20 protein-coding genes are annotated in these 25,096 nt (G+C 75.9%); 15 read left to right on the top strand and 5 right to left on the bottom strand.

The window, feature by feature from the left end; translation table 11 throughout:
- Together P3T41_RS00285 and P3T41_RS00280 are read right to left on the bottom strand one after the other, a co-directional pair.
- On the bottom strand, window positions 1-744 hold the full coding sequence (locus P3T41_RS00285; protein WP_280686848.1) for a C4-type zinc ribbon domain-containing protein: 744 nt from the start codon (window positions 742-744) through the stop codon (window positions 1-3).
- A gap of 57 nt (window positions 745-801) precedes the next feature.
- Window positions 802-1,692, bottom strand: a complete 891-nt coding sequence (locus tag P3T41_RS00280; RefSeq protein ID WP_280686847.1) for a Nif3-like dinuclear metal center hexameric protein — start codon at window positions 1,690-1,692, stop codon at window positions 802-804.
- Between the two features lie 339 nt (window positions 1,693-2,031).
- On the opposite strand from P3T41_RS00280, the gene lanL reads away from it, so the two are divergent.
- From lanL to P3T41_RS00230, 10 genes are all read left to right on the top strand, one after another.
- Entirely contained in the window at window positions 2,032-4,890 is a 2,859-nt protein-coding gene (gene lanL, locus P3T41_RS00275) for a class IV lanthionine synthetase LanL (protein WP_280686846.1), read from the top strand.
- On the top strand, window positions 4,887-6,887 hold the full coding sequence (locus tag P3T41_RS00270; RefSeq protein WP_280686845.1) for a prolyl oligopeptidase family serine peptidase: 2,001 nt from the start codon (window positions 4,887-4,889) through the stop codon (window positions 6,885-6,887). The genes lanL and P3T41_RS00270 overlap by 4 nt, the downstream gene beginning before the upstream one ends.
- A gap of 171 nt (window positions 6,888-7,058) precedes the next feature.
- On the top strand, window positions 7,059-7,193 hold the full coding sequence (locus P3T41_RS00265) for a VenA family class IV lanthipeptide (RefSeq protein ID WP_280686844.1): 135 nt from the start codon (window positions 7,059-7,061) through the stop codon (window positions 7,191-7,193).
- 150 nt (window positions 7,194-7,343) lie between these two features.
- Entirely contained in the window at window positions 7,344-8,984 is a 1,641-nt protein-coding gene (locus P3T41_RS00260) for an ABC transporter ATP-binding protein (protein ID WP_280686843.1), read from the top strand.
- Complete coding sequence (locus tag P3T41_RS00255) at window positions 8,984-10,822, top strand: ATP-binding cassette domain-containing protein (protein ID WP_280686842.1); 1,839 nt, start codon at window positions 8,984-8,986, stop codon at window positions 10,820-10,822. Before P3T41_RS00260 ends, P3T41_RS00255 begins: the two co-directional genes overlap by 1 nt.
- A gap of 186 nt (window positions 10,823-11,008) precedes the next feature.
- A complete protein-coding gene (locus P3T41_RS00250; RefSeq protein ID WP_280686841.1) occupies window positions 11,009-11,164 on the top strand; it encodes a hypothetical protein in 156 nt (51 codons plus the stop codon).
- A gap of 249 nt (window positions 11,165-11,413) precedes the next feature.
- The gene (locus P3T41_RS00245) at window positions 11,414-12,067 is read left to right on the top strand and encodes a class I SAM-dependent methyltransferase (RefSeq protein ID WP_280686840.1); all 654 of its coding nucleotides are present in this window, start codon (window positions 11,414-11,416) and stop codon (window positions 12,065-12,067) included.
- Between the two features lie 239 nt (window positions 12,068-12,306).
- Window positions 12,307-13,698, top strand: a complete 1,392-nt coding sequence (locus tag P3T41_RS00240) for a hypothetical protein (RefSeq protein WP_280686839.1) — start codon at window positions 12,307-12,309, stop codon at window positions 13,696-13,698.
- A 6-nt stretch (window positions 13,699-13,704) separates the two neighbouring features.
- On the top strand, window positions 13,705-14,622 hold the full coding sequence (locus tag P3T41_RS00235) for an N-acetylmuramoyl-L-alanine amidase (protein ID WP_280686838.1): 918 nt from the start codon (window positions 13,705-13,707) through the stop codon (window positions 14,620-14,622).
- Window positions 14,623-14,709: 87 nt separating this feature from the next.
- Window positions 14,710-15,804 carry a hypothetical protein gene (locus P3T41_RS00230; RefSeq protein ID WP_280686837.1) on the top strand — a complete coding sequence of 365 codons (1,095 nt, stop codon included), beginning with the start codon at window positions 14,710-14,712 and terminating at the stop codon, window positions 15,802-15,804.
- A gap of 71 nt (window positions 15,805-15,875) precedes the next feature.
- On the opposite strand, the gene P3T41_RS00225 is transcribed toward P3T41_RS00230, so the two are convergent.
- From P3T41_RS00225 to P3T41_RS00215, 3 genes are all read right to left on the bottom strand, one after another.
- Window positions 15,876-16,946, bottom strand: coding sequence for a prenyltransferase/squalene oxidase repeat-containing protein (locus P3T41_RS00225; protein ID WP_280687301.1), 1,071 nt, complete (start codon window positions 16,944-16,946; stop codon window positions 15,876-15,878).
- 14 nt (window positions 16,947-16,960) lie between these two features.
- Window positions 16,961-17,695: a class I SAM-dependent methyltransferase gene (locus P3T41_RS00220; protein ID WP_280686836.1), complete on the bottom strand. Its 735-nt coding sequence runs from the start codon at window positions 17,693-17,695 to the stop codon at window positions 16,961-16,963.
- A 121-nt stretch (window positions 17,696-17,816) separates the two neighbouring features.
- Complete coding sequence (locus P3T41_RS00215) at window positions 17,817-19,148, bottom strand: glycosyltransferase family 4 protein (RefSeq protein WP_280686835.1); 1,332 nt, start codon at window positions 19,146-19,148, stop codon at window positions 17,817-17,819.
- A 318-nt stretch (window positions 19,149-19,466) separates the two neighbouring features.
- Between P3T41_RS00215 and P3T41_RS00210 the strand changes: the two genes are divergently transcribed.
- From P3T41_RS00210 to P3T41_RS00190, 5 genes are all read left to right on the top strand, one after another.
- Entirely contained in the window at window positions 19,467-20,726 is a 1,260-nt protein-coding gene (locus P3T41_RS00210) for a terpene cyclase/mutase family protein (protein ID WP_280686834.1), read from the top strand.
- Window positions 20,727-20,884: 158 nt separating this feature from the next.
- Entirely contained in the window at window positions 20,885-21,538 is a 654-nt protein-coding gene (locus tag P3T41_RS00205; protein ID WP_280686833.1) for an SCO2322 family protein, read from the top strand.
- Window positions 21,535-22,650 (top strand): energy-coupling factor transporter transmembrane protein EcfT, encoded by a 1,116-nt coding sequence (locus P3T41_RS00200; protein WP_280686832.1) that lies wholly within the window; start codon window positions 21,535-21,537, stop codon window positions 22,648-22,650. Before P3T41_RS00205 ends, P3T41_RS00200 begins: the two co-directional genes overlap by 4 nt.
- Window positions 22,647-24,260, top strand: coding sequence for an ABC transporter ATP-binding protein (locus P3T41_RS00195; RefSeq protein WP_280686831.1), 1,614 nt, complete (start codon window positions 22,647-22,649; stop codon window positions 24,258-24,260). The genes P3T41_RS00200 and P3T41_RS00195 overlap by 4 nt, the downstream gene beginning before the upstream one ends.
- A complete protein-coding gene (locus tag P3T41_RS00190; RefSeq protein WP_280686830.1) occupies window positions 24,257-25,084 on the top strand; it encodes an ECF transporter S component in 828 nt (275 codons plus the stop codon). The genes P3T41_RS00195 and P3T41_RS00190 overlap by 4 nt, the downstream gene beginning before the upstream one ends.
- Window positions 25,085-25,096 lie beyond the last annotated feature (12 nt).

The raw sequence follows: 25,096 nt of genomic DNA, 5'->3' as shown, positions 1-25,096 counted from the left end.
TCAGATGCCCGAATCGGCGGTCCGGACCAGGATCCGACCGCAGTTCTCGCAGCGCACCACGGCGTCCTTGGGCTCGGCCTTGATCGCGTTCAGGTCGGAGACCGCGAACTCGACCCGGCAGCCCTCGCAGCGGCGCTGGAAGAGGCGGGCCGCGCCGACCCCGCCCTGCTGCTCGCGCAGCCGGGTGTAGAGCTTGATCAGGTCGGCCGGGATCACCTGGGCCACGGCCTCGCGGTCGCGGGCGACCTTGGCGACCTCGGCGTCGATCTCGGCGAAGGCGGCGTCGCGACGGGTGAGCGCGTCCGCGAGCACCACGTCGGCGTGCTGCAGCCGGGCGGTCAGCTCGGTGACCCGGGTCTGGGCCGTCTCGGTGCGCTCCATCACCTCGAGGACCACGTCCTCCAGGTCGGACTGGCGCTTGGCCAGCGAGCCGATCTCGTGCTGGAGGTTCTCCAGGTCCTTGGCGGAGGTGACGGTGCCGGCGTCCATCCGCTGCTGGTTGCGGGCGGCCCGGGCGCGGACCTGCTCGACGTCCTGCTCGGCCTTGGTCAGTTCGCGGGCGGTGTCGCCCTGCTGGGCCTGGGCCGCGACCACCAGGTCCTTGAGCGCGGTCTGGTCGGCGGTGGCCTTCTCGATCTCCGCGTGCTCGGGCAGGGTGCGGCGCCGGTGGGCCAGCTGGTCGAGCTTGGAGTCGATGGCCTGGAGGTCGAGGAGGCGGATCTGGTCGGCGGGCGCGGCGTTCAAGCGGGGGGCTCCTGTGATGACGAGGTCGAGCGGGTGGGAAGTACGGGGGCGCCGGGGTCAGCCGGCTGACGGTGCGTCGGCGGACGGCTGTGCCTGGGCGTCGGGCATCGACGAATGAGCGTCGGGCATCGGCGCGTGGGCCGTCCAGGGATCGGTGACCAGGGTGGAGACCCGGGTCGCCAGCTCCCAGCCGTGCTCGGCGGCGGCCGCTTCGAGCGAACGGGCGGCGAGGTTCAGCCAGGGCCACTCGGTGGCCCAGTGCGCGGCGTCCACCAGCGCGACGGCGGAGGCCTCGGTGGCCTCGGAGGCCGGGTGGTGGCGCAGGTCCGCGGTGACGTAGGCGTCCACGCCCGCCGCCCGGACCTCGGCGAAGAAGCCGTCCCCCGAGCCGCCGCTGACCGCGACCCGGTGGATCGGGCGCTTCGGGTCGCCGGAGACCCGCACGCCGGTGGCGGTCGCGGGCAGGCCGGCCGCCACCTGGGCGGCGAACTCGGCCAGTGGCAGCGGCGCGGGCAGCTGGCAGATCCGCCCGATGCCCCGGCGGCCCGCCGGGTCGCTCGGGTCCGGGACCAGCGGGGCCAGCACGGTCAGGCCGATCGCCTCGGCCAGCGCGTCCGAGACGCCCGGGGCGGCCTGGTCGGCGTTGGTGTGCGCGACGTGCAGCGCGATGCCGGCGCGGATCAGGGTGTGCACCGCGCGCCCCTTGAAGGAGGTCGCGGCCACGCTGGTGGTGCCGCGCAGGTAGAGGGGGTGGTGGGTGACCAGCAGGTCGGCGCCCCAGGCCACCGCCTCCTCGACGACGGCCTGCACGGGGTCGACGGCGAACAGCACCCGGCGCACCTGCTCGTCCGGATCGCCGCAGACCAGGCCGACGGCATCCCAGGACTCCGCCCACCGGGGCGGGTAGAGCTCGTCGAGCGCGTTGATGACGTCGGACAGTTTCGGCACCCGTTGAGACTACCGCGCGCCGGGGCGCGGCCGGGGCCGTGGGGCCGCGCGCGGCACCGTTCGACCAGGTCGGGCCGTGTGCGTCAACCGGCGCGCGAGAGCACTCGCCGGCCCGCCGGAGCCGGACGGCCCGGGCGGAGCCGGTGTGGGCCGGGCCGTGCCTTGGCAGAACGGGACGGGGGTCCGCAGGCGAAAACGAATCCGGATCACCCGTACGAGTGAAGTGACCCCGGACGCGTTGAGCACCTCCAGCACCGAAAGTAACTTCTCTGGTGTGAACGGAAGTTGCCGTTCCAGGGGGACACCGACAACCGGACGGGACAGAGGGGGTGGGCGCGGATGGCGGCAGGCATACCGCTGCGACTGGCCGGGGGGCCGGAGTCGGTGGACCGGACGTGGCGGACCGGAGCACCCGCGGACGACACGCTGGTCGAGGTGGCCCGGGCGGCCGTGGCCGGCACCGAGGAGGAGCAGCCGGGGCGGGTCGCGGGCGGCTGGAGGGCCGCCTTCGACGGCTTCTGGTGCACGGTGCGGCCGCCCGAGCTGCTGGCCCGTCCCGAGCTGCTGCCGGAGCAGGGCTGGAAGATCCACGTCAGCGCGGCGAGCGCGGTCGCCGCCGAGGTGCTCTCGGCGGTGGCCACAGCGGTGGCCGAGGACCCGTGCGTCTTCAAGTTCGCCGCCGACCGGGAGCGCCTGCACCAGATCAACTCGCGTAACAGCGAGCGCGGTTCGGCCGGCAAGTTCATCACCGTCTACCCGCTGGTCGAGGCGCAGTTCGAGCGGCTGGTCGAGGCGCTGCACCGGGCCACCGAGGGCCTGCCGGGCCCGGTGGTGCTCTCCGACCGGCCGTACGTGCCGGACAGTCGGGTGCACTACCGGTACGGCGTGATCGCCCGGCGGGCCGAGCTGGGCAACGACGGCGGGTACCGCTCGCTGCTGCACGGCCCGGGCGGGCGGCGGGTGGAGGACGTGCGAGGGGCGGGCTACCGCCGCCCGTCGTGGGTGGTCGACCCCGTCGAGGGGAGGGGGTCGGACGCGACCCGCACGGCGCGGCCACAGGGCGCGGACCGGCGGCCGGCGAGCGCGGACCGAAAGGGCGGTGCGGTGCTGATCGGGGACCGGTATCTGCTGACGGCGGCGCTGCGGCACGGCAGCAAGGGCGGGGTGTTCCTGGGCACCGACACCCAGGGCGGCGGGAACGTGGTGGTCAAGCAGGCCAGGGCGTACATCGAGGTCGACCGGGCGGGCCTGGACGCCCGCGCCGCGCTGCGCCACGAGGCGCTGCTGCTCGCCGAGTTGGCCGAGCTGGAGCTCACCGCGCGGCCGCTGGAGCTGATCGAGCAGGCCGACTCAGTGCTGCTGGTGCAGGAGCACATCCCGGGCCAGCCGCTGGGCAGTTGGGTGGCGGCCCGACTGACCGGCGACGGCGCGCCCGACGTGCCGTGGGAACAGGCCGGGCCGATGGCGCTCGCGCTGGTCGAGCTGCTGGAGCGGGTGCACGCGACCGGACTGGTGCTGCGCGACCTGTCCCCCGGCAACGTGCTGGTCCGCCCGGACGGGTCGCTGCGCCTGATCGACCTCGAACTCGCCTGCCCGGCAGGGACGGTGGCGGGCACGGCGGGGACTCCCGGCTACCGGGCGCCCGAGCAGGAGGCCGGCTCGCTGCGGGCCGATCCGGCGGCCGACCTGTTCGCGCTCGGCGGGCTGCTCTTCCTGCTCGCCACCGGGCACGATCCGCTGCTGCCGCAGGATCTGCCGAGGGCCCGTCCGGTGCCCGAGCGGCTCGGGCGCTGGCTGGCGCTGGCCGCGCGCGAGGGGTCGACGGCCCGGCGGCTGGCGGCGGTGGTGCTCGGACTGCGGGCCCAGTCGCCCGGCGAGCGGTGGTCGGCGGCCCGGGTCCGGACGGCGCTGGCGGCGGCCGGACCAGCGGACCAGGGTGCGCGCGGGCCGGGCACGGTTCCGGACGGCGTGCTCGACCGGGTCCTGCTGGACGGGCTGCGGCAACTGGCCCGGACCGCCACTCCGCTGCGCCCCGACCGGCTCTGGCCCACCGTGCCGGCCGGGCAGCGCACCGACCCGTGCAACGTCCAGCACGGCGCGGCCGGCGTGCTCGCGGTGCTGGCCCGCGCCCTGGCGACGCCCGACCTGCTGGGCAGCTCGGCCCACGCCGAGGTCGAATTGACGGTGCGTCAGGCCATCCGATGGATCGAACGGCGGTGCGCCGCCGAGCCGATGGTGCTGCCCGGCCTGCACTTCGGACGTGCCGGGGCGGCCTGGGCGCTGCTGGAAGCCGCCGAGGCGCTCGCCGACCGGGAGTTGGCCACCCGGGCCCGCCGGCTGGCCGCGCCCGTCCCGGTCCACTGGCCCAACCCCGACGTCTGTCACGGCGCGGCCGGGGCCGGCTTCCTGCGACTGCGGCTGGGTGAGCGGGAGAGCGCGCTGGCCACCGCCCGCAGCCTGCTGGCGGCGGCCGTGCAGGAGCCGTACGGGACGGTCTGGCCGGTGCCCGAGGACTTCGACTCCAGCCTGGCCGGGATCACCCACCTCGGGTACGGGCACGGCGTGGCCGGCGTCGGCGCCTTCCTGCTCGCCGTCCACCAGGCCACCGGCGACGCCGGGTCACTGGCCGGCGCCGAGCGCGCCGCGCGGACCCTGGCGGCGACCGCGCGGTGGCAGGGCGAGGCGGCCTGGTGGCCGCAGAGCGCCGGCGACCCACCGGGTGTGCGACTCGCCCACTGGTGCAGCGGCTCCTCCGGGGTCGGGAGCTTCCTGGTGCGGCTCTGGCAGGTCAACGGCGATCCGGCACTGCGCGAGCTGGCTGCGGCGGCGGGGGCCGCCGTGCTGGACAACCGGTGGCACAGCGGCACCAGCGCCTGCCACGGCCTGGCCGGGGACGGCGAGTACCTGCTGGACCTGGCCCAGGCCACCGGCGAACCGCGATTCCAGGACGGTGCCCGGGAGTTGGCCCAACTGATCACGGCCAGGGCCGCGCTCCAGGACGGGCTGCTGGTGCTGCCCGACGAGACCGGCACCGGCTGCGCGGCCGGGTACGGGACGGGCACCGCAGGGCCGCTCGGCTTCCTGCTGCGGCTGCGGCACGGCGGGCCGCGCCTCTGGGTCGACCCGGTGTCGGGGATCCGCCCGGCCGTCCCAGTGGAAACACCCTCAGCGGAAGCATCGTCAGGGGAAGCACGATGACCGCCGCCCTGCAGACCGCCGCGCCGGCCCTGCGCCGGCTGAGCTTCACCTTCGCCGCCGACGGCTCGCACGCCGCCTGCCTGGCCGCCGGCGCGGACCGGGGCTGGTACGCGGAGAGCTGGCGACTGGCCGACGGCGAGCCCGCGCGACCGCGGCCGCTGCCACTGGCGGGCGGCCGCTCGGAGAGCCTGCGCTCGCAGCTGGTCGCGCTGCCGGACGGCCGGGTGCTGGTCTGCCGGCACGACGGCGAGCGGCACGATCTGGTGCTGCTGGCCGAGGAGGACGGGCTGACCGAGGAGCGGTCGGTGGCCACCCTGCGGATGGCGGGGCTGCGGCTGCTGCCGATGCCACAGTCGCTGTCGCCGCTGACGTCGAGCGCGGACGGGCCCACACCCGCCGGCCCAGCGGTGGCCGTGGCCCTGGGGACGGACACCCGCACCCGGGCCGGCGCCGAGGGCACGGCCGCGACCACCACCGCCTGGCTGGTGTACGCCGACGGCCGACCGCCGAGCCAGGTCGCCGAACTCCCCGGGCTGCACGGCGGCGGGGTCTGGCTGGACCGGACCGGTCGGCTGCTCAGCCTGGACCGGGTCCGCGCCGGGGTGGTCAAGAGTGTCGCGCTCGACCTGTGGCTGGGCACGGTGACTCCGCTGCTGGAGATCGCCGAGCGCAGCAACGACCGGCTACTGCTCTTCGACCCCGACACCCGGTTCCTGCTGCTGCGCAGCGACGCCCCCGGCGAGGACCGGCTCGGCTGGGGCGTGCTCGACGGCGCGGAGCCCGTCCGGTTCCCGCAGAGCCTGCACATGCCCGGGCTGTTCCCGCGGCCCGTGGTGGTCGAACCCGGGGCGGGTGAGGCCGCGCGCAGCCGGGTGGTGGTGCAGCTGGACCACGGCGCCTCGTCGGCACTGGCGCTCTGGCGGCCCGGGGACGCCCGGCTGGAGCCACTGCCGGTGCCGCCGGGCCGGCTCGGGGCGATCGGGTCCTGGTCGAGGTCCGGCGGGTTGCGGATGCCGTACTCGGCGCCGGACCATCCGGCCGCACTGGCCACGCTGGACGTCGACCTGCTGGCGAGGGAGGGGACGGTCGCGCCGCTGGGCGCCGGCGGTCGGCCGGCCGAACTCCCTTGTACGGACTACCCGGTGCTCGCACTCCGGTCCAGCGCGGCCGGACCCGGCTGGCGGCTGGACGGCAGCGCCGCGCCCAGCGGTGGCAACCATTGGCACGGCGCGCACAGCCGGCGACTGACCGGTCCGGCCGGGCCGATCGAGGCCGTGGTCTACGGCGGAGAGGCCTGGCTGACCAGCCCGCACCTGGTGATCGCGCTGCACGGCGGCCCGGCCGACGCCTGGCGGCTGGAGTTCGACCCGACGCTGCAGCGGATGGCCTCCGAGGGTCTGGCGGTGCTCGCGCCCAACCAGCGCGGCAGCACCGGCTACGGGCCCGCCCACGCGATGGCGATCCGCGGCGCCTGGGGCGGGCCCGACCTGGCCGACGTCCTCGCGCTGCTCGCGGACGTGGCCGACCGGCGCACCCCCCTGGGACTGGCACCGCCCGCGCTGTTCGGGGTCAGCTACGGCGCGTTCCTGGCCCTGCTGGCCAGCGCCCACGCCCCCAGCGGGCAGTTGGGGCGGTGCGCGGTGGTCGCCCCGTTCATGTCCGGCGCCCGGCTGCTGGCCGAGGCCGGGCCGCCGGTCCGGGCACTGACCACCCGCCTCGGCGGCGCCGACCCGATCGACGACGCGTACGGCCCACGTGACGTGCTGCAGCTGGCGCACCGCCTGACCGCGCCGCTGCTGGTCGTCCACGGCGACCGGGACGAGGTGGTCCCGGTGGGCCAATCCCGTTCGCTGCGCCATGAGTTGCTGCGGATCGGCTGGGCCGAGGGCAGCGACCTGCGCTACCTGGAGGTGGCCGGCGCGGGGCACGAGGTGCTCGCCGAGGAGGGCGCGGCCATGCTGCACGAGCTGCTGGCGGGATTCCTGCGGGGCCGCTAGCCCGCCCGCCGAACATCTGAGACTTCCTCAGCTTGCTTGCTCAGCAAGCGGGTTGAGGAGAAACGCCGGTGGCCGCGAACGGAGCGGCCGCACGGCAGCCATCACACACCGAAGCGCGCGGGGCGAGTTCGCGCTGCGCGCAACCAAGGGGAGGAACCCACCATGGAGAACATGACCAGCTTCGAGACCGACCTCGCCGCGCTGCAGGACCTGCCGGAGACGGAGTCGGCCGAGCTGACCGGGCACGGCAGCGGGTGCCAGTACACCTGCCTGATCCTGACCTGCCTGATCTTCACCATCGCCTGATCACCGCGATGGTCCGGGGCTGATCAGCCCCGGTGAGGTCCGGGCTGCCGCCGCCACACGGTCGGCGGCCCGGACCGGCGCCACCGATATCCGGCACCACCGATATCCGGCACCACCGCTATTCGTCACCGCCCCTGGAAGGCCCTACCGATGCCGCGACCCTGGACGCCCGCGCTGCTGGTCGCGGCGCCGCTCGACGCCGCCGTCACCCTGGCGCTGCCCGCCGCGATCGCGGGCGCCGCCGACGCGGTCCTCGCCCGCCCCGCCGGCAGTGGCTCCACCACCGCCTTCGCGCTGCTCGCCGCCACGCTGCTCGCGGGCGCGGCCACCAGCGCCGTGCTCGCGCTCGCCGGCCCCGCCTGCTCGGCGGAGGCCACCGCCGCGCTGCGCGAGCGCTTCCTCGGACACCTGCTGGCGCTCGGCCCGCAGCGGATCAGCCGGCCGGCCGGCGATCTGACCGCCCGGCTGGTGAGCGCCACCGCGGACGCGGGCAACCGGCTCCCCGTCGCCGTCGGCACCGCTACCGCGCTGCTGAGCTCGCTCGGCGCGATCATCGGACTCGGCGTGCTGTCGCCCTGGCTGGCGCTGGCCTTTCTCGGCGGGGTGGTCCCGGGCGTGCTGCTGGTGCGGCTGTTCGGACGCCAGGCCGGCGCCGGGTTCGTCCGCTACCAGCGCGCCCAGTCCGCGCTCGCCGCACGGCTGACCGGCGCGCTGGCCGGCCTGCGCAGCATCCACGCCGCCGGCGCGGAAGCCCGCGAGGCCGCCAGGATCCTCACGCCGCTGCCCGAACTGTCCGACGCGGGACACGCGTTGTGGCACACCCAGCGCCGCACGGTCTGGCAGGCGATGCTGCTGATCGCGGCGGTCGAGCTGGCCGTCCTGAGCACCGCCGGCACCCTGGTCGCCCAACACGCCCTGCCACCCGGCGCGCTGGCCGCCGCGGCTGGCTGGTCGGCCCTGGGCGTCGGGTTCTTCGAGCAGGTGGAGGCCCTGGCCGGGCTGGCCCACGCGCGGGCCGGACAGCTGCGGCTCGACGAGCTGTTCGCCATCCCCGCCCCAGCCGTCGGTCGGGCCCCACTGCCGCCGGGAACCGGCGAGTTGACGTTCCGTCAGGTCGTGGTCCAGGGCGAGTCCGCCGACCGACCACTGCTCGGGCCGCTCGACCTCACCATCGCGGGTGGCAGCACGGTGGCCCTGGTCGGCCGCTCGGGCTCGGGCAAGTCACTGCTCGCCGCGCTGGCCGGCCGGCTGCGCGAGCCGGACCAGGGCGAGGTGCTGATCGACGGTGTCCCGGTCACCGAACTCGCCCCGGACGCCCTGCGGGCCGCCGTCGGCTATGCCTTCGAACGGCCGGTCCTGGTGGGACGCACGGTCGCCGAGGCGCTGGAGGGAACCGGCCCCGAGCACCTGCGGGCCGCGCAGGCCGACGGCTTCCTGGCCCGGCTGCCCGCAGGACCGGCCACCGCCCCCGGCGAGTTGCGGCTCTCCGGCGGCGAGCTGCAGCGCCTCGGACTGGCCCGGCTGCTGGCCCAACAGGCCCGGATCGCGGTGCTGGACGACGCCACCTCCAGCCTGGACCTGGTGACGGAGTACCAGGTGACCCGCGCGCTCGACCAGGCCACCGCGGGACGCACCCGCTTGGTGGTGGCCCACCGCGCCCGGGTCGCGGCCCAGGCCGACCTGGTCGCCTGGCTCGACCGGGGCCGGCTGCGTGCCCTGGCCCCGCACGCCGCCCTGCTCGCCGACCCCGAGTACCGCGCGGTGCTGGCGGCAACCGGAACGGCGAGCTGATGGGACGCCACCGCGACCACCCGTCGGCGCTGCTCCCACTGCTCCGCGCCCAGTTGCGCGGCTCGCGCACCCCGTTGCTGCGGATCCTCGGCTGGGCCGCGGTCGAGGCCGTACCGCCGCTGCTCTCCGGGCTGCTGCTGGCCACCGCCGCCGACCACGGTTTCCTGGTCGGCCGCCCGCTGGCCGGCTGCGGGTGGCTCACGCTGCTCGGCCTGGCGCTGCTGCTCCGCGGCTGGGCCGCCCGGGCGGCCTTCCCGCACGTCGCGGCGGTGGTCGAACCGCTGCGCGACGCCCTGGTCCGGCAGGTGGTCGAGGCGGCCCTGAGCCGCCCGGTCGCCGATCCCGCCGAGGTCGCCCGGCTCACCGAACAGGTCGAGTCGGTACGGCAGTTGACCGCCACCCTGCTGCGCACGCTGCGCGGGGTCGGGGTCAGCCTGGTCGGCGCGCTGCTCGGGCTGGCACTGCTGGCACCCGCCGTACTGCCCCTGGTGCTGCTGCCGCTGGCGGCGGGCGGGCTGCTCTTCGCCCGGCTGCTGCGCCCGCTGGTGCGGCGCCGGCGAGCCCTGGTGCTGGCCGAGGAACGGGTGGCCGCCGAGGCGGCGCAGGCGCTCGCCGGGGTCCGCGACATCGCGGCCTGCGCGGCCGGCCCCCGGGTGGCGGCAGCCGTCGGCGAGGCCGTCCTGGCCCAGGGCGAGGCCGCTCGCGCGCTCGGCCGGGCCACCGCGCTGCGCTCGCTCGCGGTGGCGCTCGGCGGGCGCCTGCCGGTGCTGCTGGTGGTCGCGGCGGCACCCTGGCTGGTGACGCACCACTGGCTGACGGCCGGTGAGGTGCTGGGCGTGCTGGCCTATCTGACACAGCAGTTGGAGCCGGCCGTGCGCACGCTCTCCGGCGCCGCCGGCGGCTGGCTGCCGCAACTCGCCGTCACCGTCGACCGGCTGGCCACCACGGCGACCGGGCCCGAGCCCCGCCACCCGGCCGAGCCGGCCGCCAGCGCAGAGCAGGCGGGCGGAGCCGAGCAGGCGGGCACCCTGCGGGCCCAGGGCCTGTGCTACGCCCACGGTCCGGCCGCCGCACCCGTGTTGACCGGCCTCGACCTCACCCTCGGGCCCGGCGAGCACCTCGCGGTGGTCGGCGCCAGCGGTGCGGGCAAGTCGACCCTGGCGAGCCTGCTGGCCGGGCTGATCACCCCGGACCACGGCACGGTCACCCTGAGCGGCGTCCCGCTGCACACCCTCGCCGCCGCCGACCGCGCGGCCCGGGTGGCGCTGGTGCCGCAGCAGGCCTACCTCTTCGCCGGCACCGTCCGGGAGAACCTCGACTGGCTGAACCCCGGCGTCGACCCCATCCCGGCGATCGAGCTGCTCGGCGCCGCCCCGCTGGTCGCCCGACTCGGCGGGCTGGACGCCGAACTGGCGGACCCGGACGCGCTCTCCGCCGGCGAGCGCCAGCTGCTCACCCTGGTCCGCAGCTACCTCTCCCCCGCCCCAGTGGTGCTGCTGGACGAGGCCGGCTGCCACCTGGATCCGGCCGCCGAGGCCCGGGTGGAGGCGGCCTTCGCGGCTCGCCCGGGGTCCCTGGTGGTGATCGCGCACCGGATCGCCTCCGCACTGCGCGCCGACCGGGTGCTGCTGCTGGACGGCGGCACGGCGCTCACCGCGCTCCACGGCGACCTACAGGTCCTCTCCCCGCTCTACCGGGAGCTGGTCGGCCACTGGCTGGATTCCGGCGTGTCGGGCCACCGTCCACCAGGAGGTGACACGCCGTCGGCCACGCCCAACACCCCAGCGGACACACCTGACGCAACCAGCGCGGCCTTGCCGACCGTCCTGCAGTCATGACCGGCTCGATAGTCTGTTGTCCCACCCGGCCGTTAGGGTGACGGACCAGTGGGGCGTGAACGTCCTGGTGTGTCGCGGGGAATTCGCGCCACGCCGGACGCGACTTCCCCGCACCCGGCCCAGTCACGGCCGGCGGTGCCGTGCGGCACCACAGATACCTGCACCCTCGCACGGAAGACGAAGCTGATGTCCGAAAACCTCACCGACACCACCGACCTCGGCGCCGACGAGGCCACCTCGGAGGACGCCGTGCACGGCCGCCACCGAGGCGTTTCCGCCCCGGACGACACCAACGAGGCCGACCCGCACGGCCGCCACCGGCTGGACGCGGCCAGCAACTGAACCGCCCCGGTCCGACCGCGCGGCCGACCGCCGGCGGCCCGACCGAGCCGCCGTCCGAAGGCCCGGTGCGCAACCCGCGCACCGGGCCTTCGGCCTGTCCACCCCGCTACCGACCGGTAACCGGCGTGCCGACCCGATCGAGTAGGGTCCCGGGGACACGCGCATGCGGTCGTCACGCGAGTGCGGTCGTCACGCACACGCCGTCGTCAGGCACACGCGGTCGTACCGGACAGAGGGAGCAGCGGCACCATGAACGACACCCGGGAGCAGACCGGCCCCGCACCCGAGGTGCTCGCGGCCTTCACCGCGGCGGACGGCTTCATGCCCCTCGACGAGGGCCTCGCGCTGTACGCCGCCGCCGTCGAGGCCGCGACGCGCACCGGGCTGCCGGTGCTGGAGATCGGCACCTACTGCGGTCGCTCGGCGATCCTGTTGGCCGACGCCGCCCGGCGCACCGGCACGGTGGCGCTGACCGTGGACCACCACCGCGGCTCCGAGGAGCAGCAGCCCGGCTGGGAGTACCACGACGCCTCGCTGGTGGACCCCGAGGTCGGCCTGATGGACACGCTGCCCCGGTTCCGCCGCACCCTGCACGCGGCCGGCCTGGAACAGCACGTGATCGCGCTGGTCGGACGCTCGCCGCAGGTCGCGGCGGTCTGGGGCGGCCGGCTCGGGCTGGTCTTCATCGACGGCGGCCACACCGACGAGCACGCGAGCGGCGACTACGCGGGCTGGGTGCCGCATCTGGCGGCGGACGGCCTGCTGGTCGTGCACGACGTCTTCCCGGACCCGGCGGACGGCGGCCAAGCCCCGTACCGGGTCTACCTGCGCGCCCTCGACGAGGGTTTCGAGGAGATCTCGGTCACCGGGTCGCTGCGGGTGCTGCGGCGCCCGGTGGTGTGACCGATCGCGGCCGGGCGCGCCGACCCGCCCCCCGGGCCCAACACCCGACCGGTCGGCACCCGGAACGGACATGTCGGCCGAACCGGTCCGCGGCACGCCCTTTTCCGGGAGCCACCGCACGGGAAGCGGCGATCGGCCGGTACGGTGCCGGTACGGTGACGACGGGCGCGCACCGATACCGAGAACGCACCGGCGAGACCCAGCACCTGCGGGGCAGGACCTGAAGGCGGGGCCACACGATGACGGACCAGGGCGACACGACACCGGCGGTCTGGGATCCCACCGCGCGCGGCGGCGCCGGTGGCTGGGTCCGGCCCCGACCGGCCGACGCGCCGCAGGGAGCGGCCGGCCCCGGCTCGCCGCTGGCGCCGCCCCCCGCGACCGGCGCGGTCGGCGACCAGGGGCCCCCGCTGGCCGCCCGCCCGTACCTGGCGGGCCAGGCCCCGGCCCCCGGCGCGTTCCCCGACCACGCTGCGCCGCCCCCGGCCCCGGGCGGCTTTCCCGGTCACGTCACACCACCCCCGGCCCCCGGTGGCTTTCCTGGTCACGTCGCGCCGCAACAGGGCAGCGCCCCCTTCAGCCGACCCGCCCCGGCCGTCCCCCCGGCGCCCCCGCAGCCGCAGCCGCCGACCGGCTTCCCGGGCCACGCCGGGCCGCAGCAGCAACCGCCGGGACCGTTCGGCGCCCCCGGTGCCGGTGCGTTCGACGCCACCCAGGCGCTGCCGCCCGTCCCGCCGCAGGAGCTCACCAGCTACCAGCTCCGGCCACCCGTCCCGAGCTACCAGCCCACGGCCCCGGGCGGCTACCCGCCTCCGCCTCCGCAGCAGGCCCCGGGCGGCTACCCGCCCCACCCGGCCCCTGCCGGCATCAACCTGCCCGGCCGCTACGAGGAGTACCAGCCCGAGGGCCCCGAGCAGGACGACCGCCCGCGTCGCCGCGGCCCGCTGCTGGTCGGCATCGGCGTGGTGCTGCTGCTGGCGATCGGCGGCGGCACCGTCTTCGCCTTGCAGGGCTCGGGCAGCCCGGCCAAGACGGCGAAGGCCGCCCCGCCCACGGCCACGGCCTCCCCCACCGGCGCGCCGGCGGCCGCACCGACCACCTCGGGCGCGCCGTCCGGCTCGGCGGGAGCGAGCGCGAGCCCGTCCGCCAGCGGCTCGGCAGGGGCGAACGCGCTGGCCGAGGCCCAGGCGATGGACGCCCTGCTGACCCGGGGCGAGGCCGCCAAGTCCCCGATCGGCAGCGCGGTCGCCCAGGTGCAGAGCTGCCCGGCCAAGGCCGACATCGACAGCGCCGCGCAGACCTTCGACTCCGCCGCCCAGCAGCGCGACCAGTTGCTCGCCGACCTGGCCAAGCTCAACCTCGCCGACCTGCCCGGCGGTGCGGACGCGGCCGCCGGCCTGAAGACGGCCTGGCAGGAGTCCGGCGAGATCGACCGCTCGTACGCGGCCTGGGCCCGGACCATCAGCGCGCAGGGCTGCGGCGGCGGCAGGACCGCGCCGTCCACGCCGGACAAGCAGCACGCGGACGCGCTGAACCCGCAGGCGACCCAAGCCAAGCAGGACTTCGTGACGAAGTGGAACGCCCTGGCCACCACCTACGGCCTGACGCCCCGCACCTGGGACAGGATCTGACTCTCCGTGAACCACGCCTCCCGCACCGCCTCTCGCGCGCTCGCCGCCCCGCTCGGCCTGCTCACGCTGCTCGCCCTGAGCGCCTGCGGCACCAGCACGGCCGCCACCCGAGCAGCCGGCCCCGTACCGAGCGAGGTCACCGTCGCCCCGCCGTCCGCGTCCCCGTCCCCGTCAGGCACCGGCTCCCCTGCCGCCTCGCCCGCGCCGTCCAGCACCGCGCCGTCGGCCTCCACCACGACCGGCGCCAAGCCGCTCGCCGGTAAGACCGTCGTGATCGACCCGGGCCACAATCCGGGCAATTTCAGCCACGCCACCGAGATCAACCAGCAGGTGGACGTGGGCAACGGTCACAAGGAGTGCGACACCACCGGCACCGAGACCGACGCCGGCTACACCGAGGCCGCCTACACCCTCGACGTCTCGCACCGGATCCGCGACCTGCTGCAGAGCCTGGGAGCCACCGTGATCCTCACCCAGGACGGCAACCGCGCCTGGGGACCGTGCGTGGACGAGCGGGCGGCGATCGGCAACACCGCCCACGCGGACGCGGCGATCTCGGTCCACGGCGACGGCGGTCCGGCCTCCGGCAGCGGCTTCCACGTGATCATGCCCGCCAAGGTGGTGGCCGGGAAGGCCGACACCAGCGCGATCGTCGACCCCTCGCACCGGCTGGGACTGCTGGTCCGCGACAGCTTCCACACCGCCACCGGGGAGCCCTACGCCGACTACGTCGCCGACCAGGGCCTGGACACCCGCAGCGATCTCGGTGGTCTGAATCTGTCGACCGTGCCGAAGGTGTTCATCGAGTGCGGCAACATGCGCAACAGCGGGGACGCGGCACGGATGACCGACCCGCAGTGGCGCCAGCGGGCCGCCCAGGGCATCGCCGACGCGTTCACCGGCTTCCTCACCACCACCGGCTGAACCACCACTGGCTGACCACCCCGGCGCCGGGTTAGTAGAATCGCACGGCGTCACGCCGACAGGACACACCACCGAGGGGACCGATCAGTGAACTTGCGCGCTCTCACCAGGGGAGATGCCGCCGTCGCAGGCGCGGCCGCGCTCCTGCTCATCTCGTCCTTCCTTCCGTACTGGTCAATCGACTGCCCCCGGTACGTGTCGTCGGCGAGCTGCTCCTCCAGCGTCTGGAACAGCAACCTGTTCCCGATCCTGCCCTCGGTCTACCTGCTGGGCATCGTCGCCGCCGCGCTGATCCTGCTGCAGCGCTTCCAGGGGGAGGCGGCCAGGACCCGCCAGATCCTGGGGCTGCGGCTCGACCAGTGGGGCGTCTCCTTCTCGGTGGTCGCGCTGTGGACCGCGCTGTGGTCGCTGGTCGCCGGCTCGAACCACTCCTGGGGTGCCTACCTCGGGGTGCTCGCGGTGCTGGTGCTGGCCGGCGCCGCCGCGGCCGGGCCGCTGGTGCCCGCGCTGCAGGCGCCGCTGCTGACGGACAAGCCGGCCGCGCCGCAGGGCTACCAGCCGGCGGTCGGCGGCTACCCGGGCGCCGGCCAGGGATACCCGCAGCAGGGCGGCTACGGCTTCCCGGCCCCGGGTGTCGGCCAGCCCGGCCAGCCCGGCCAGCCGCTGCCCGGCCAGCAGGGTCCGGGGATGACCTTCGGCGGCGGCCAGCCGCAGCAGCAGGGCGGCTACGGCTTCCCCGCCCCGGGCGCCGGCCAGCCCGGTCAGCCGCTGCCCGGCCAGCCGGGTCTCGGCCAGCCCACCCCGGACTTCGGCTACGGCCAGCCCAACCCCGCCGCCGCCCAGCCGCAGGACGCCGGCGCCTTCGCCCCGGCCGCCGCGCAGGCCGCCCCGGCCCCGGCTCCCGCCGCCGCGCAGAGCGCTCCGGTCGCCGCCCAGGCACCGGCCCCCGAGCCGACCCCGGCCGCCCAGGCCCCCGCCGCCGACTTCGCGCCGTTCTGGTTCGCGGTGCCGGAGCCGCGCCGGCTGGCCCCGAAGGACGGCTCGGCCGGTCCGCCGGTCGGCGAGCTGCTGCCCGGCACCTGGTACCTGGCGGTGGACCAGCGCGGCAGCGCCCTGATCGCCCAGCTGCAGGACGGCAGCCAGGGCCTGCTGCCCGACAGCACGGGCATCCAGCGCGGCTGACCTCGGCCACGATCCGAGCACGCGCGAAGGGGCCGGCGGGAATCTCCCGCCGGCCCCTTCGCGCAGTCGTCTCAGCTCGCTCGGCAACACCCTTGCACGGCAAGCCCGTTCGGCAGCCGTTCGGCCCCGAAGACGGCGACCGTCGCCGGATCGCCGCCCAGCGCCGCGACCGCGAGCAGCAGCGCGCCGGCCGTCCAAGTAGTGCGCTCCTCGGGCCAGATGGCGTCGTCCTCGAAGACGTAGCCGGTCCAGTAGGAGCCGTCCTCGTGACGCAGGTGCTGGATCCAGCGCAGGATCTCCACCGCCCCCTCGGAGTCTCCCAACGCCCAGAGCGCGAGCGCGAGTTCGGCACTCTCGCCGCCGGTCACCCAGGGCCGGTCGCTGACGCAGCGGACCCCGAGGCCGGGCACCACGAAGCGGTCCCAGTCCGCCTCGATCCGCTGCCGGGCCGCCGGGCCGCGCAGCGCGCTGCCGAGCACCGGGTAGTACCAGTCCATCGAGTAGCGGCCCTTGTCGAGGAACCGCTCGGGGTGCTCGGCGACCGCGTGCTGCAGTCGGCCGGTGGCCAACTCCCAGTCCGGCTGCGGGTCTTCGAGCTGGTCGGCGATCGCCAGACCGCACCGCAGGGCGTGCAGGATGCTGGCCGAGCCGGTGAGCAGCGCCTCCTGGACGGGCGTGCCGTCCTCGTCCAGCCGCCAGGCGATCGCGCCGTCGGCCAGCTGCAGGCCGACGGTGAAGTCCAGCGCGCGGCGCACCACCGGCCACATCCGGCTCAGGAACGCGTCGTCGCCGGTGGTCAGGTGGTGGTGCCAGACGCCGACCGCCAGGTAGGCGCAGAAGTTGGTCTCCACCGCCCGGTTGCTGACGCCGGGTGCACCGTCGCCGAAGTAGCCCGCGTACCAGGAGCCGTCCGGGTTCTGACACTCCGCCAGCCAGCGGTAGGCGCGTTCGGCGGCGGCGTGCTCGCCGGCCACGTCCAGCGCCATCGCGGCCTCGGTGTGGTCCCAGGGGTCCAGGTGACCGCCGGCGAACCACGGGATGGCCCCGTCCGGCCGCTGCTCCGCCAGGATGCCGCGCACGGTGGCGGCCGCCTGCTCGGCGTCCAGCACCCCGGGCAGCAGCAGCGTGCGGGGGCTGGCCACCCCCTCGTGCGGCGTCACTCGCCGGCCCGGTTGGGCTTGCTGGCGTAGGCGACGAAGCTCTTGCCGAGCACCGGGTTGAGCGCGGCCTCGGCGGCCTTGGTGAGCTTGCTGATCACCGGGGTGCCGACGATGTCCCAGACCAGCAGCTGGTGGTAGGCCTTGACCGGCAGCGCCTTGTCGTTGTTCACGCCGACCGCGCACTTGATCCACCAGTACGGCGAGTGCAGCGCGTGCGCGTGGTGGGTGCCGTACGGGTTCAGGCCGGCCTCGCGGAGCTTGTCGAGCAGCTCGTCGCCCCGGTAGATCCGGATGTGGCCGCCCTCGACCTCGTGGTACTCGTCGGAGAGCGCCCAGCAGATCTTCTCCGGCAGCCAGCGCGGCACGGTCACCGCGAGCAGGCCGCCGGGCTTGAGCACCCGGAACATCTCGTTGAGCACGCCCTTGTCGTCCGGGATGTGCTCCATCACCTCGGAGATGATGATCTTGTCGAAGGACTCGTCCTCGAACGGCAGCGCCAGCGCGTTGCCCTCCATCGCCACCGCGCTCGACCCTGCCGGCGCCTCGCCGGCCGCCGCCATCGCGTCGAACCAGCGCTTGACCTCGGCGATCTCCTCGGCGTTCTGGTCCAGCGCCACCACGTTGGCGCCGCGGCGGTAGCACTCGAACGCGTGCCGGCCCCCGCCGCACCCCAGATCGAGCACCCGATCACCGGGGGCGAGCGGGAAGCGGGAGAAATCGACGGTCAGCACGGTGTGGAGCTCCCATTCGGTACACGGACGATCTGGTAACGCACTTTCAGGCCACGCACGCTGCGGTCGTGCACGCTGCGGCCATACATGCTGCGGCCACGCACGCCGCAGCGGCACGCCGTCAGGCGACGTAGCGCCAGCCCGCGCCGGAGCGGCCGCGCTGCCCGACGCCGCTGGCGACGGCCACGCGGTAGCGCTCGGCGGTCAGTTCGGCCGCGCGCTCCCAGGTGAAGTGGGCGAGCACCCGCTCCCGACCGGCCGCGCCGAGCCGCGCCCGCAGCTCGGCGTCGTCCAGCAGCCGGCCCAGCGCGCCGGCCAGCGCACCCGCGTCGCCCGGCGGCACGGCCAGGCAGGTCTGCCCGTCCGGTCCCGCCACCTCGGGGATCGCGCCGCCGGTGGTGGCCACCAGCGGGGTGCCGGTGGCCATCGCCTCGGCCGCGGGCAGCGAGAACCCCTCGTAGAGCGAGGGCACGCAGGCCACTTCGGCCGAGCGGTAGAGGTCGACCAGTTCCTGGTCGGTCAGGCCGGTGCGGAACTCGATGTGCCGTTCCAGGCCGAACCGCCGCACCGCGTCCGCCACCGGGCCCTCGCCCTGCTTCTTGCAGACCACCACCAGGTGCGCGTCCCGCTCGGTGCGGACCTTGGCGAGTGCCTCGACCAGGTGGACCAGGCCCTTGAGCGGCACGTCCGCGCTGGAGGTGGCGACGATCCGCCCGGGCACCACCGGGACCTCTGCGGACGGGGACCAGAGCCGGGTGTCGGCGCCGATCGGCACCACCGAGACGCTGTCGGCCGTGGCCCCCAGGTGCCGGACGATCTCGGCCTTGGAGCTGCCGGAGACCGTGATGATCTGGTCGAGCCGCGCGGTGACCCGGCGCTGCATCCGGGTGAAGGCGTACCAGCGGCGCAGCGACAGGCGCCGCAGCGGGGTGCCGGCCGCCTCCAGCTCCAGGCGGCGGTCCACGGTGACCGGGTGGTGGATCGTGGTGACCAGCGGGAAGCCGTGCCGGGCCAGGCCGAGCAGGCCGTAGCCGAGGGTCTGGTTGTCGTGCACCACGTCGTAACGGCCGCGGTGCCGGGCCAGGAACTGGCGGGCCCGCAGCGAGAAGGTGAGCGGCTCGGGGAAGCCGCCGGTCCACATGGTGGCGACCTCCAGCGCGTCGACCACCCCGCGCAGCTCCGCCAACGCGGGCGTGCGGAACGGGTCGTCGGCGCGGTACAGATCCAGGCTGGGCAGCTCGACCAGGCGCACCGAGCCGGGGCCCTCGACCTCGTCCAGCACCGGGTAGGGCTGCGCGCCGATCACCTCTACGTGATGGCCGAGCCGGGCCAACTCCCGGGAGAGGTGCCGGACATAGACGCCCTGGCCGCCGCAGAACGGGTCGCCGCGGTAGGAGAGCAGCGCGATCCGCAGCGGCCGGCGGTCGGCCGTGGAGGGTGGCTGCCCCGTCATGGTCAACCCCTTGAACCTGTGAACAGTGAGAGACCTCGAAGATACCGGCCCGTAGCTTCGGCATCCCAGGCGGGGAAGGTGATTCACGCCACGCTGCCCCGCAGGCCACGCCGACGCACGTGGCGGGCGGGCCTCGACGGGCCGTCGGCGGGCGGGCCCCGACGGGGCGGTCGGCGGCCGTCGGTGGGGCGGTCGGTGGGGCGGTCGGTGGCCATTCGCGGGCCGGTTAGAGTCGTACGGGCCGCAACCGGCGCCGACCAGAGCCGTCGGCCGGGAGAGCGGACCGCCCGACGTCCACCGAAAGGCCTCCGCACCGCCATGCTCTCGCCCGCCCGTACCGGCGCCGCCGTCCTGACCGCCACGCTGCTGGCGGGCCTCGCCGCGGGCCCCGCGCTGGCCGACGCCTCCCCGGCCGCGGCGCCCAGCGCCTCGCCCGCACCGGTGGCACCGCCCGCCGCCGTCTACGGCAAGGGCGACCCGACCTACGACGGCGTCTGGCGGCAGTCGCTCGCGCTGACCGCGCTGCACACCGCGAAGGTGACCCCGGCCGCCTCGGCGGTCGACTGGCTGACCGCGCAGCAGTGCGCCGACGGCGGCTGGCCGTCCTTCCGCGCCGACACCGGCGCGGCCTGCACGGCGGCCACCGAGGACAGCAACGCCACCGCGATGGCGGTGCAGGCGCTGGTCGCGCTGGGCGGGCACCAGGCGGCCGTGGACAAGGGCGTCGGCTGGCTGAAGACCGTTCAGAACGCGGACGGCAGCTGGTCCTACAACCCGGGCGGCCAGGGTGACGCCGACTCGACCGGCCTGGTGCTGAGCGCGCTGCGGGCCGCCGGCGGCGACCCGACGGCGGTGGCCAAGTCCGGCAAGACCGGCCTGGACGCGCTCGGCGCACTGCAGTTGGGCTGCGCCGCCCCGGCCGACCAGCGCGGCGCCTTCGCCTACCAGGCGGCGAGCGCCGGGCAGCCGGCGAGCGCCAACGCGCTGGCCACCGCGCAGGCCACGCTCGCGGCAGCCGGCGGTTCGCTGCCGGTCGCGGCCGGCAGCCCGACCGGGGCCGCACCCAAGCCGCTGGACTGCCCGGCCACCGCCGCCGGCGTCTCCGCCGAGGGCGCCTCCTCCTACCTCAGCACCACGCTGGCCGCGAGCGGGCAGCACCTGATGCTCAGCACGCCGGGCGCCGCGCCCAGCCCCGACTTCGGCTCCACCGCCTGGGCCGTGCTGAGCCTGGTACGGGCCGGGCACCCCCAGCAGGCCACGCCCGCCGCCGACTGGCTGAACGCCAACGCGGGCCCCTGGACCAAGGGCGCTGCGGGCACCGACCCGGCCGCCACCGCCACGCTGATCCTGGCCGCCGAGGCCGCCGGGCACGACCCGCACGCCTTCGCCGGCACCGACCTGGTCAAGCAGCTCGCCGACGCCGGCCCGGCGGCGCAGGCCGCGACGGGCGATTCCGCCGCGCCGAGCGCCAAGTCGAAGAGCGGCGGCTTCTCCCCGCTCTGGCTGGTGGGCGTGGGCCTGCTCGCGGGCATCGGCGGTGGCCTGTTCCTCAGCATGAACCGCAAGCGCTCGCTGTGACCCGGCCGAGGGCGCGTCTTCAAAGTCGCGTCGGATCGGTCCGCGGCGTTGGGCGCCCGGCTGGGCGTGCGCCCGGGTCGTCCTCGTACTGGGTCGTACTTGGGCGATCCGGGCGTGTGTCCAGGCGGGATGCCCGGCGTCGCGGACCCGGCGGGACTTTGAAGACGCGCCCTAGCTGGGTCGGCGCGGCCCGGATCCTCACCGCCGCCGTGCTGGCCCTGCTCAGCGCCCTCGCGCTCAGCACCCCCGCCGCGGCGGCCACCTACCGCTACTGGTCGTTCTGGCGTGGCACCGACGGCAGTTGGAGCTACCAGACGCAGGGCCCGGTCGGCTACCTGCCCGCCGACGGCAGCGTGGACGGCTGGCGCTTCGCACTCAGCCCCGACGGCGGGCAACACGCCGCCCGGCCGGGCGGCGCCCCCGACTTCGCCGCCCTGTGCGCCAATACCCCGGCACGGCCCGGGCTGAAGCGGGTCGGCGTGGTGCTGGACTTCGGCACCTCGGCTGACGCATCGTCAACAGCCGTCCCCCCGGCGGCTCGTACGGGCTGCGCCCAGGTGCGCCCGGACGCCAGCTCGGCCGAGGTGCTCGCCACGCTCGCCCCACCGCTGCGCTACGACAGCAACGGGGTCCTCTGCGCCATCGCCGGCTACCCGGCCACCGGCTGCGGCGAGGCCGTCACCGCCCCGACGGCCGCCGCCCCCACCGCCAAGAGCTCGGGCCCCGACCTGGGCCTGACGGTGGGCGGCGCGCTGATCCTGCTGCTCGGCGCGGGCGCCTGGTGGCAGGCCCGCCGACGCCGTCGCCCATGAGCCCGCTGAGGCAGAACTCCCGCCAGCTGCACCCCGGCGCCTGGTGGCTCTGGGCGCTCGGCCTGGCCGCGGCGGCCACCCGCACCAGCAACCCGCTGCTCCTGCTGCTGATCATCGCGGTGGCCGGCTACGTGGTCGCCGCCCGCCGCACCGAGGCGCCCTGGTCGCGCTCGTACGGCACCTTCCTGCGGCTGGGCCTGGCCGTGCTGCTGCTCCGACTGCTCTTCACCGTGCTGCTCGGCTCCCCGATCGCCGGCACCCACACCCTGCTGACCCTCCCGCAACTCCCGCTGCCCACTTGGGCCCAGGGCGTGCGGATCGGCGGCCGGGTGAGCCTGGAGTCGCTGCTCTTCACCCTCTACGACGGCCTGCGGCTGGCCACCCTGCTGATCTGCGTCGGCGCCGCCAACGCGCTGGCCTCCCCGGCCCGGCTGCTGCGCCTGCTGCCCGGCGCGCTCTACGAGGTGGGCGTGGCCGTGGTGGTGGCGATGTCCTTCGCGCCGAACCTGGTGGCGGACGTCGGCCGGCTGCGCGCCGCCCGCCGGTTGCGCGGCCGCCCGGACCGCGGCATCGGCTCCGTGCTCAGCGTCGGACTGCCGGTGCTGGAGAGCGCGTTGGAGCACTCGGTGGCGCTGGCCGCCGCGATGGACAGCCGCGGTTTCGGGCGCACCGCACCGGTGCCCCGCGCCCTCGCCCGGGCCACCGCCGCGCTCACCCTGCTCGGACTGCTCGCGCTCTGCGCGGCGGCCTACGGGCTGCTCGGCACGGACGGCGCGAGCTGGGCGCCGCCCGCGCTGCTGCTCGGCGTGGCCGCGAGCGCGACGGGCCTGGCGCTCGGCGGCCGGCGGACCGTGCGCACCCGCTACCGCCCGGACCGCTGGGCACTGCCGGAGTGGCTGACGGCCGGCTCGGGCCTGGCCACCGCCGCCGTGCTGAGCTTGCTGGCCACCCGCGACCCCGCCGCCTTCTCCCCGTCCGTGGTCCCGCCGACCGCCCCCGAACTCCCGCTCGCCGCCGCCCTGGCGATCCTGCTCGCGCTGCTGCCGGCCCTCGCCGCGCCCCGGCCACCCGGCTTCCGCCTGCCCGCCACCCGGAAGGACCGAAACCCGTGATCACCTTCGAGCAGGTCTCGGTGCACTACCCGGACGCGCCCGCGCCCGCGCTCAGCGGCCTCGACCTGACCGTCCCGGAGGGCGAACTCTGCCTGCTGGTCGGCCCGTCCGGGGTCGGCAAGTCCACCCTGCTGGGCACCGTCAACGGACTGGTCCCGCACTTCACCGGCGGCGTGCTGCACGGCCGGGTCACCGTCGGCGGGCGCGACACCCGCGACCACCGGCCGCGCGAACTCGCCGACCTGGTGGGCACGGTGGGCCAGGATGTCGGCGCACACTTCGTCACCGACACGGTGGAGGACGAACTCGCCTACGGCATGGAGTCGTTGGGCGTGGCACCAGCGGTGATGCGACGCCGGGTCGAGGAGACACTGGACCTGCTGGGGCTGGCCGAGCTGCGCGACCGCCCGCTCGGCACCCTTTCCGGCGGCCAGCGGCAGCGGGTGGCGATCGGCTCGGTGCTGACGGTACATCCGAAGGTCCTGGTGCTGGACGAGCCGACCTCCGCGCTCGACCCCGGCGCGGCCGAGGAGGTACTGGCCGTGGTGCAGCGGCTGGTGCACGACCTGGGCACCACCGTGCTGATGGCCGAGCACCGCCTGGAACGGGTGGTGCAGTACGCGGACCAGGTACTGCTGCTGCCGGGCGACGGGCGGCCCGCCGTGCTGGGCGAGCCCGCCGCGGTCCTGGCCCAGTCCCCCGTCAACCCGCCGGTGGTCGGCCTGGGGAAGCTGGCCGGCTGGCACCCGCTGCCGCTCTCGGTGCGCGACGCCCGCCGGCTCGCGGCCCCGCTGCGCGGGCGCCTCGCGCAGACCCCGCCGGTCGCCGCCCCACCGCCCACCGGCACCCCGGTCGCCGAGGCCGCCCGCCTCACCGTCCGGCGCGGCTCGATCCCGGCCGTCCGCGACCTCTCGCTCACCCTGTACGCCCGCCAGGTCACCGCCCTGATGGGCCGCAACGGCGCCGGCAAGTCCACCCTGCTCGGCGCCCTGGCCGGCCTGCACGCCCCCGCGAACGGCTCGGTCCGGGTCGGCGGCCTCACCCCGCACCGGGCCCGCCCGCAGGAGCTGGTCCGCCAGGTCGGCCTGGTCCCGCAGGACCCGCGCGACCTGCTCTGCGCCGCGACCGTGGCCGCCGAGTGCGCCGCCGCCGAACAGGACTGCGGTGCCACGCCCGGCAGTTGCCGCGCCCTGCTGGAACGCCTGGCGCCCGGCCTGGCCGACGACACCCACCCGCGCGACCTCTCCGAGGGCCAGCGCCTCACCCTCGCCCTCGCCGTGGTGCTGGCCGCCCGCCCCGCCCTGCTGCTGCTCGACGAGCCCACCCGCGGCCTGGACTACCCGGCCAAACAGCGCCTGGTCGAGATCCTCACCGCCCTGGCCGCCGACGGCCACGCGATCCTGCTGGCCACCCACGACGTGGAGCTGGCCGCCGAAGTCGCCCACCGCACCCTGGTGCTGGCCGACGGCGAGCTGGTCGCCGACGGGCCGTCGGCCGAAGTGGTGCTGGCCTCCCCGGTCTACGCCCCGCAGGTGGCCAAAGTGCTCGCCCCCGAGCCCTGGCTGACGGTCCGTCAGGTGGCCGACGCGATCGGGCACCCACGCCGATGACCCGCCCCGTCCCGCTCGGCCCGCGCTCGATCACCGCGCTCACCCTGACCTCGCTGGTGGGCCTGGTCGCCTTCGGCTGGCCGCTGCTCGCCGCGCCCTCCTCCGCCCTGGTCGGCCACGCGGCCGACGCCCCTTGGCTGTTCACCTTGCTGCTGCCGCTGCTGCTGGCCGTGCTGGTCGCCCAGCTCGGCGAGGGCGGCCTGGACCCGAAGACGGTCGCGCTGCTCGGCGTGCTGGCCGCCGCCGGCGCCGCGCTGCGCCCGCTCGGCGCGGGCACCGCGGGCCTGGAGCCGATGTTCTTCCTGATGGTGCTGGCCGGGCGGGTGCTCGGCCCGGGCACCGGCTTCGTGCTGGGCGCGATCACCATGCTGGCCTCCGCGCTGCTCACCGGCGGCGTCGGGCCCTGGCTGCCGTTCCAGATGCTCAGCATGGGCTGGGTCTGCCTGGGCGCCGGCCTGCTGCCGGGGCGGGCCACCCTGCGCGGCCGCCGCGAACTGCTGCTGCTGGCGGGCTACGGCGCCGGCGCGGCCGTCCTCTACGGCACCATCATGAACCTGCAGGGCTGGCCGTACATCGGCGGCCTGAGCAGCTCCATCGCCTTCGTCCCCGGCGGCCCGCTGACCGCGAACCTCCCCCGGTTCGCGGTCTACTGCCTGACCACCTCGATGGGTTGGGACCTGCCACGGGCCGCCCTGACCGCCGTCCTGAGCCTCACCGTCGGCACCCCGGTGCTGCGCGCGCTGCGCCGCGCCACCCGCCGGGCCGCCTTCGACGCCCCGGTCGCCTTCCACCCGGCCGAGCAGCCCGGCACCCGCACCCCCTGACCCCACCGCCCG

It is taken from the genome of Kitasatospora sp. GAS204B (genome assembly GCF_029892155.1).
In the GTDB taxonomy this organism is placed as follows: Bacteria; Actinomycetota; Actinomycetes; order Streptomycetales; family Streptomycetaceae; genus Kitasatospora.
This window is presented reverse-complemented; position numbering and strand designations above follow the sequence as displayed.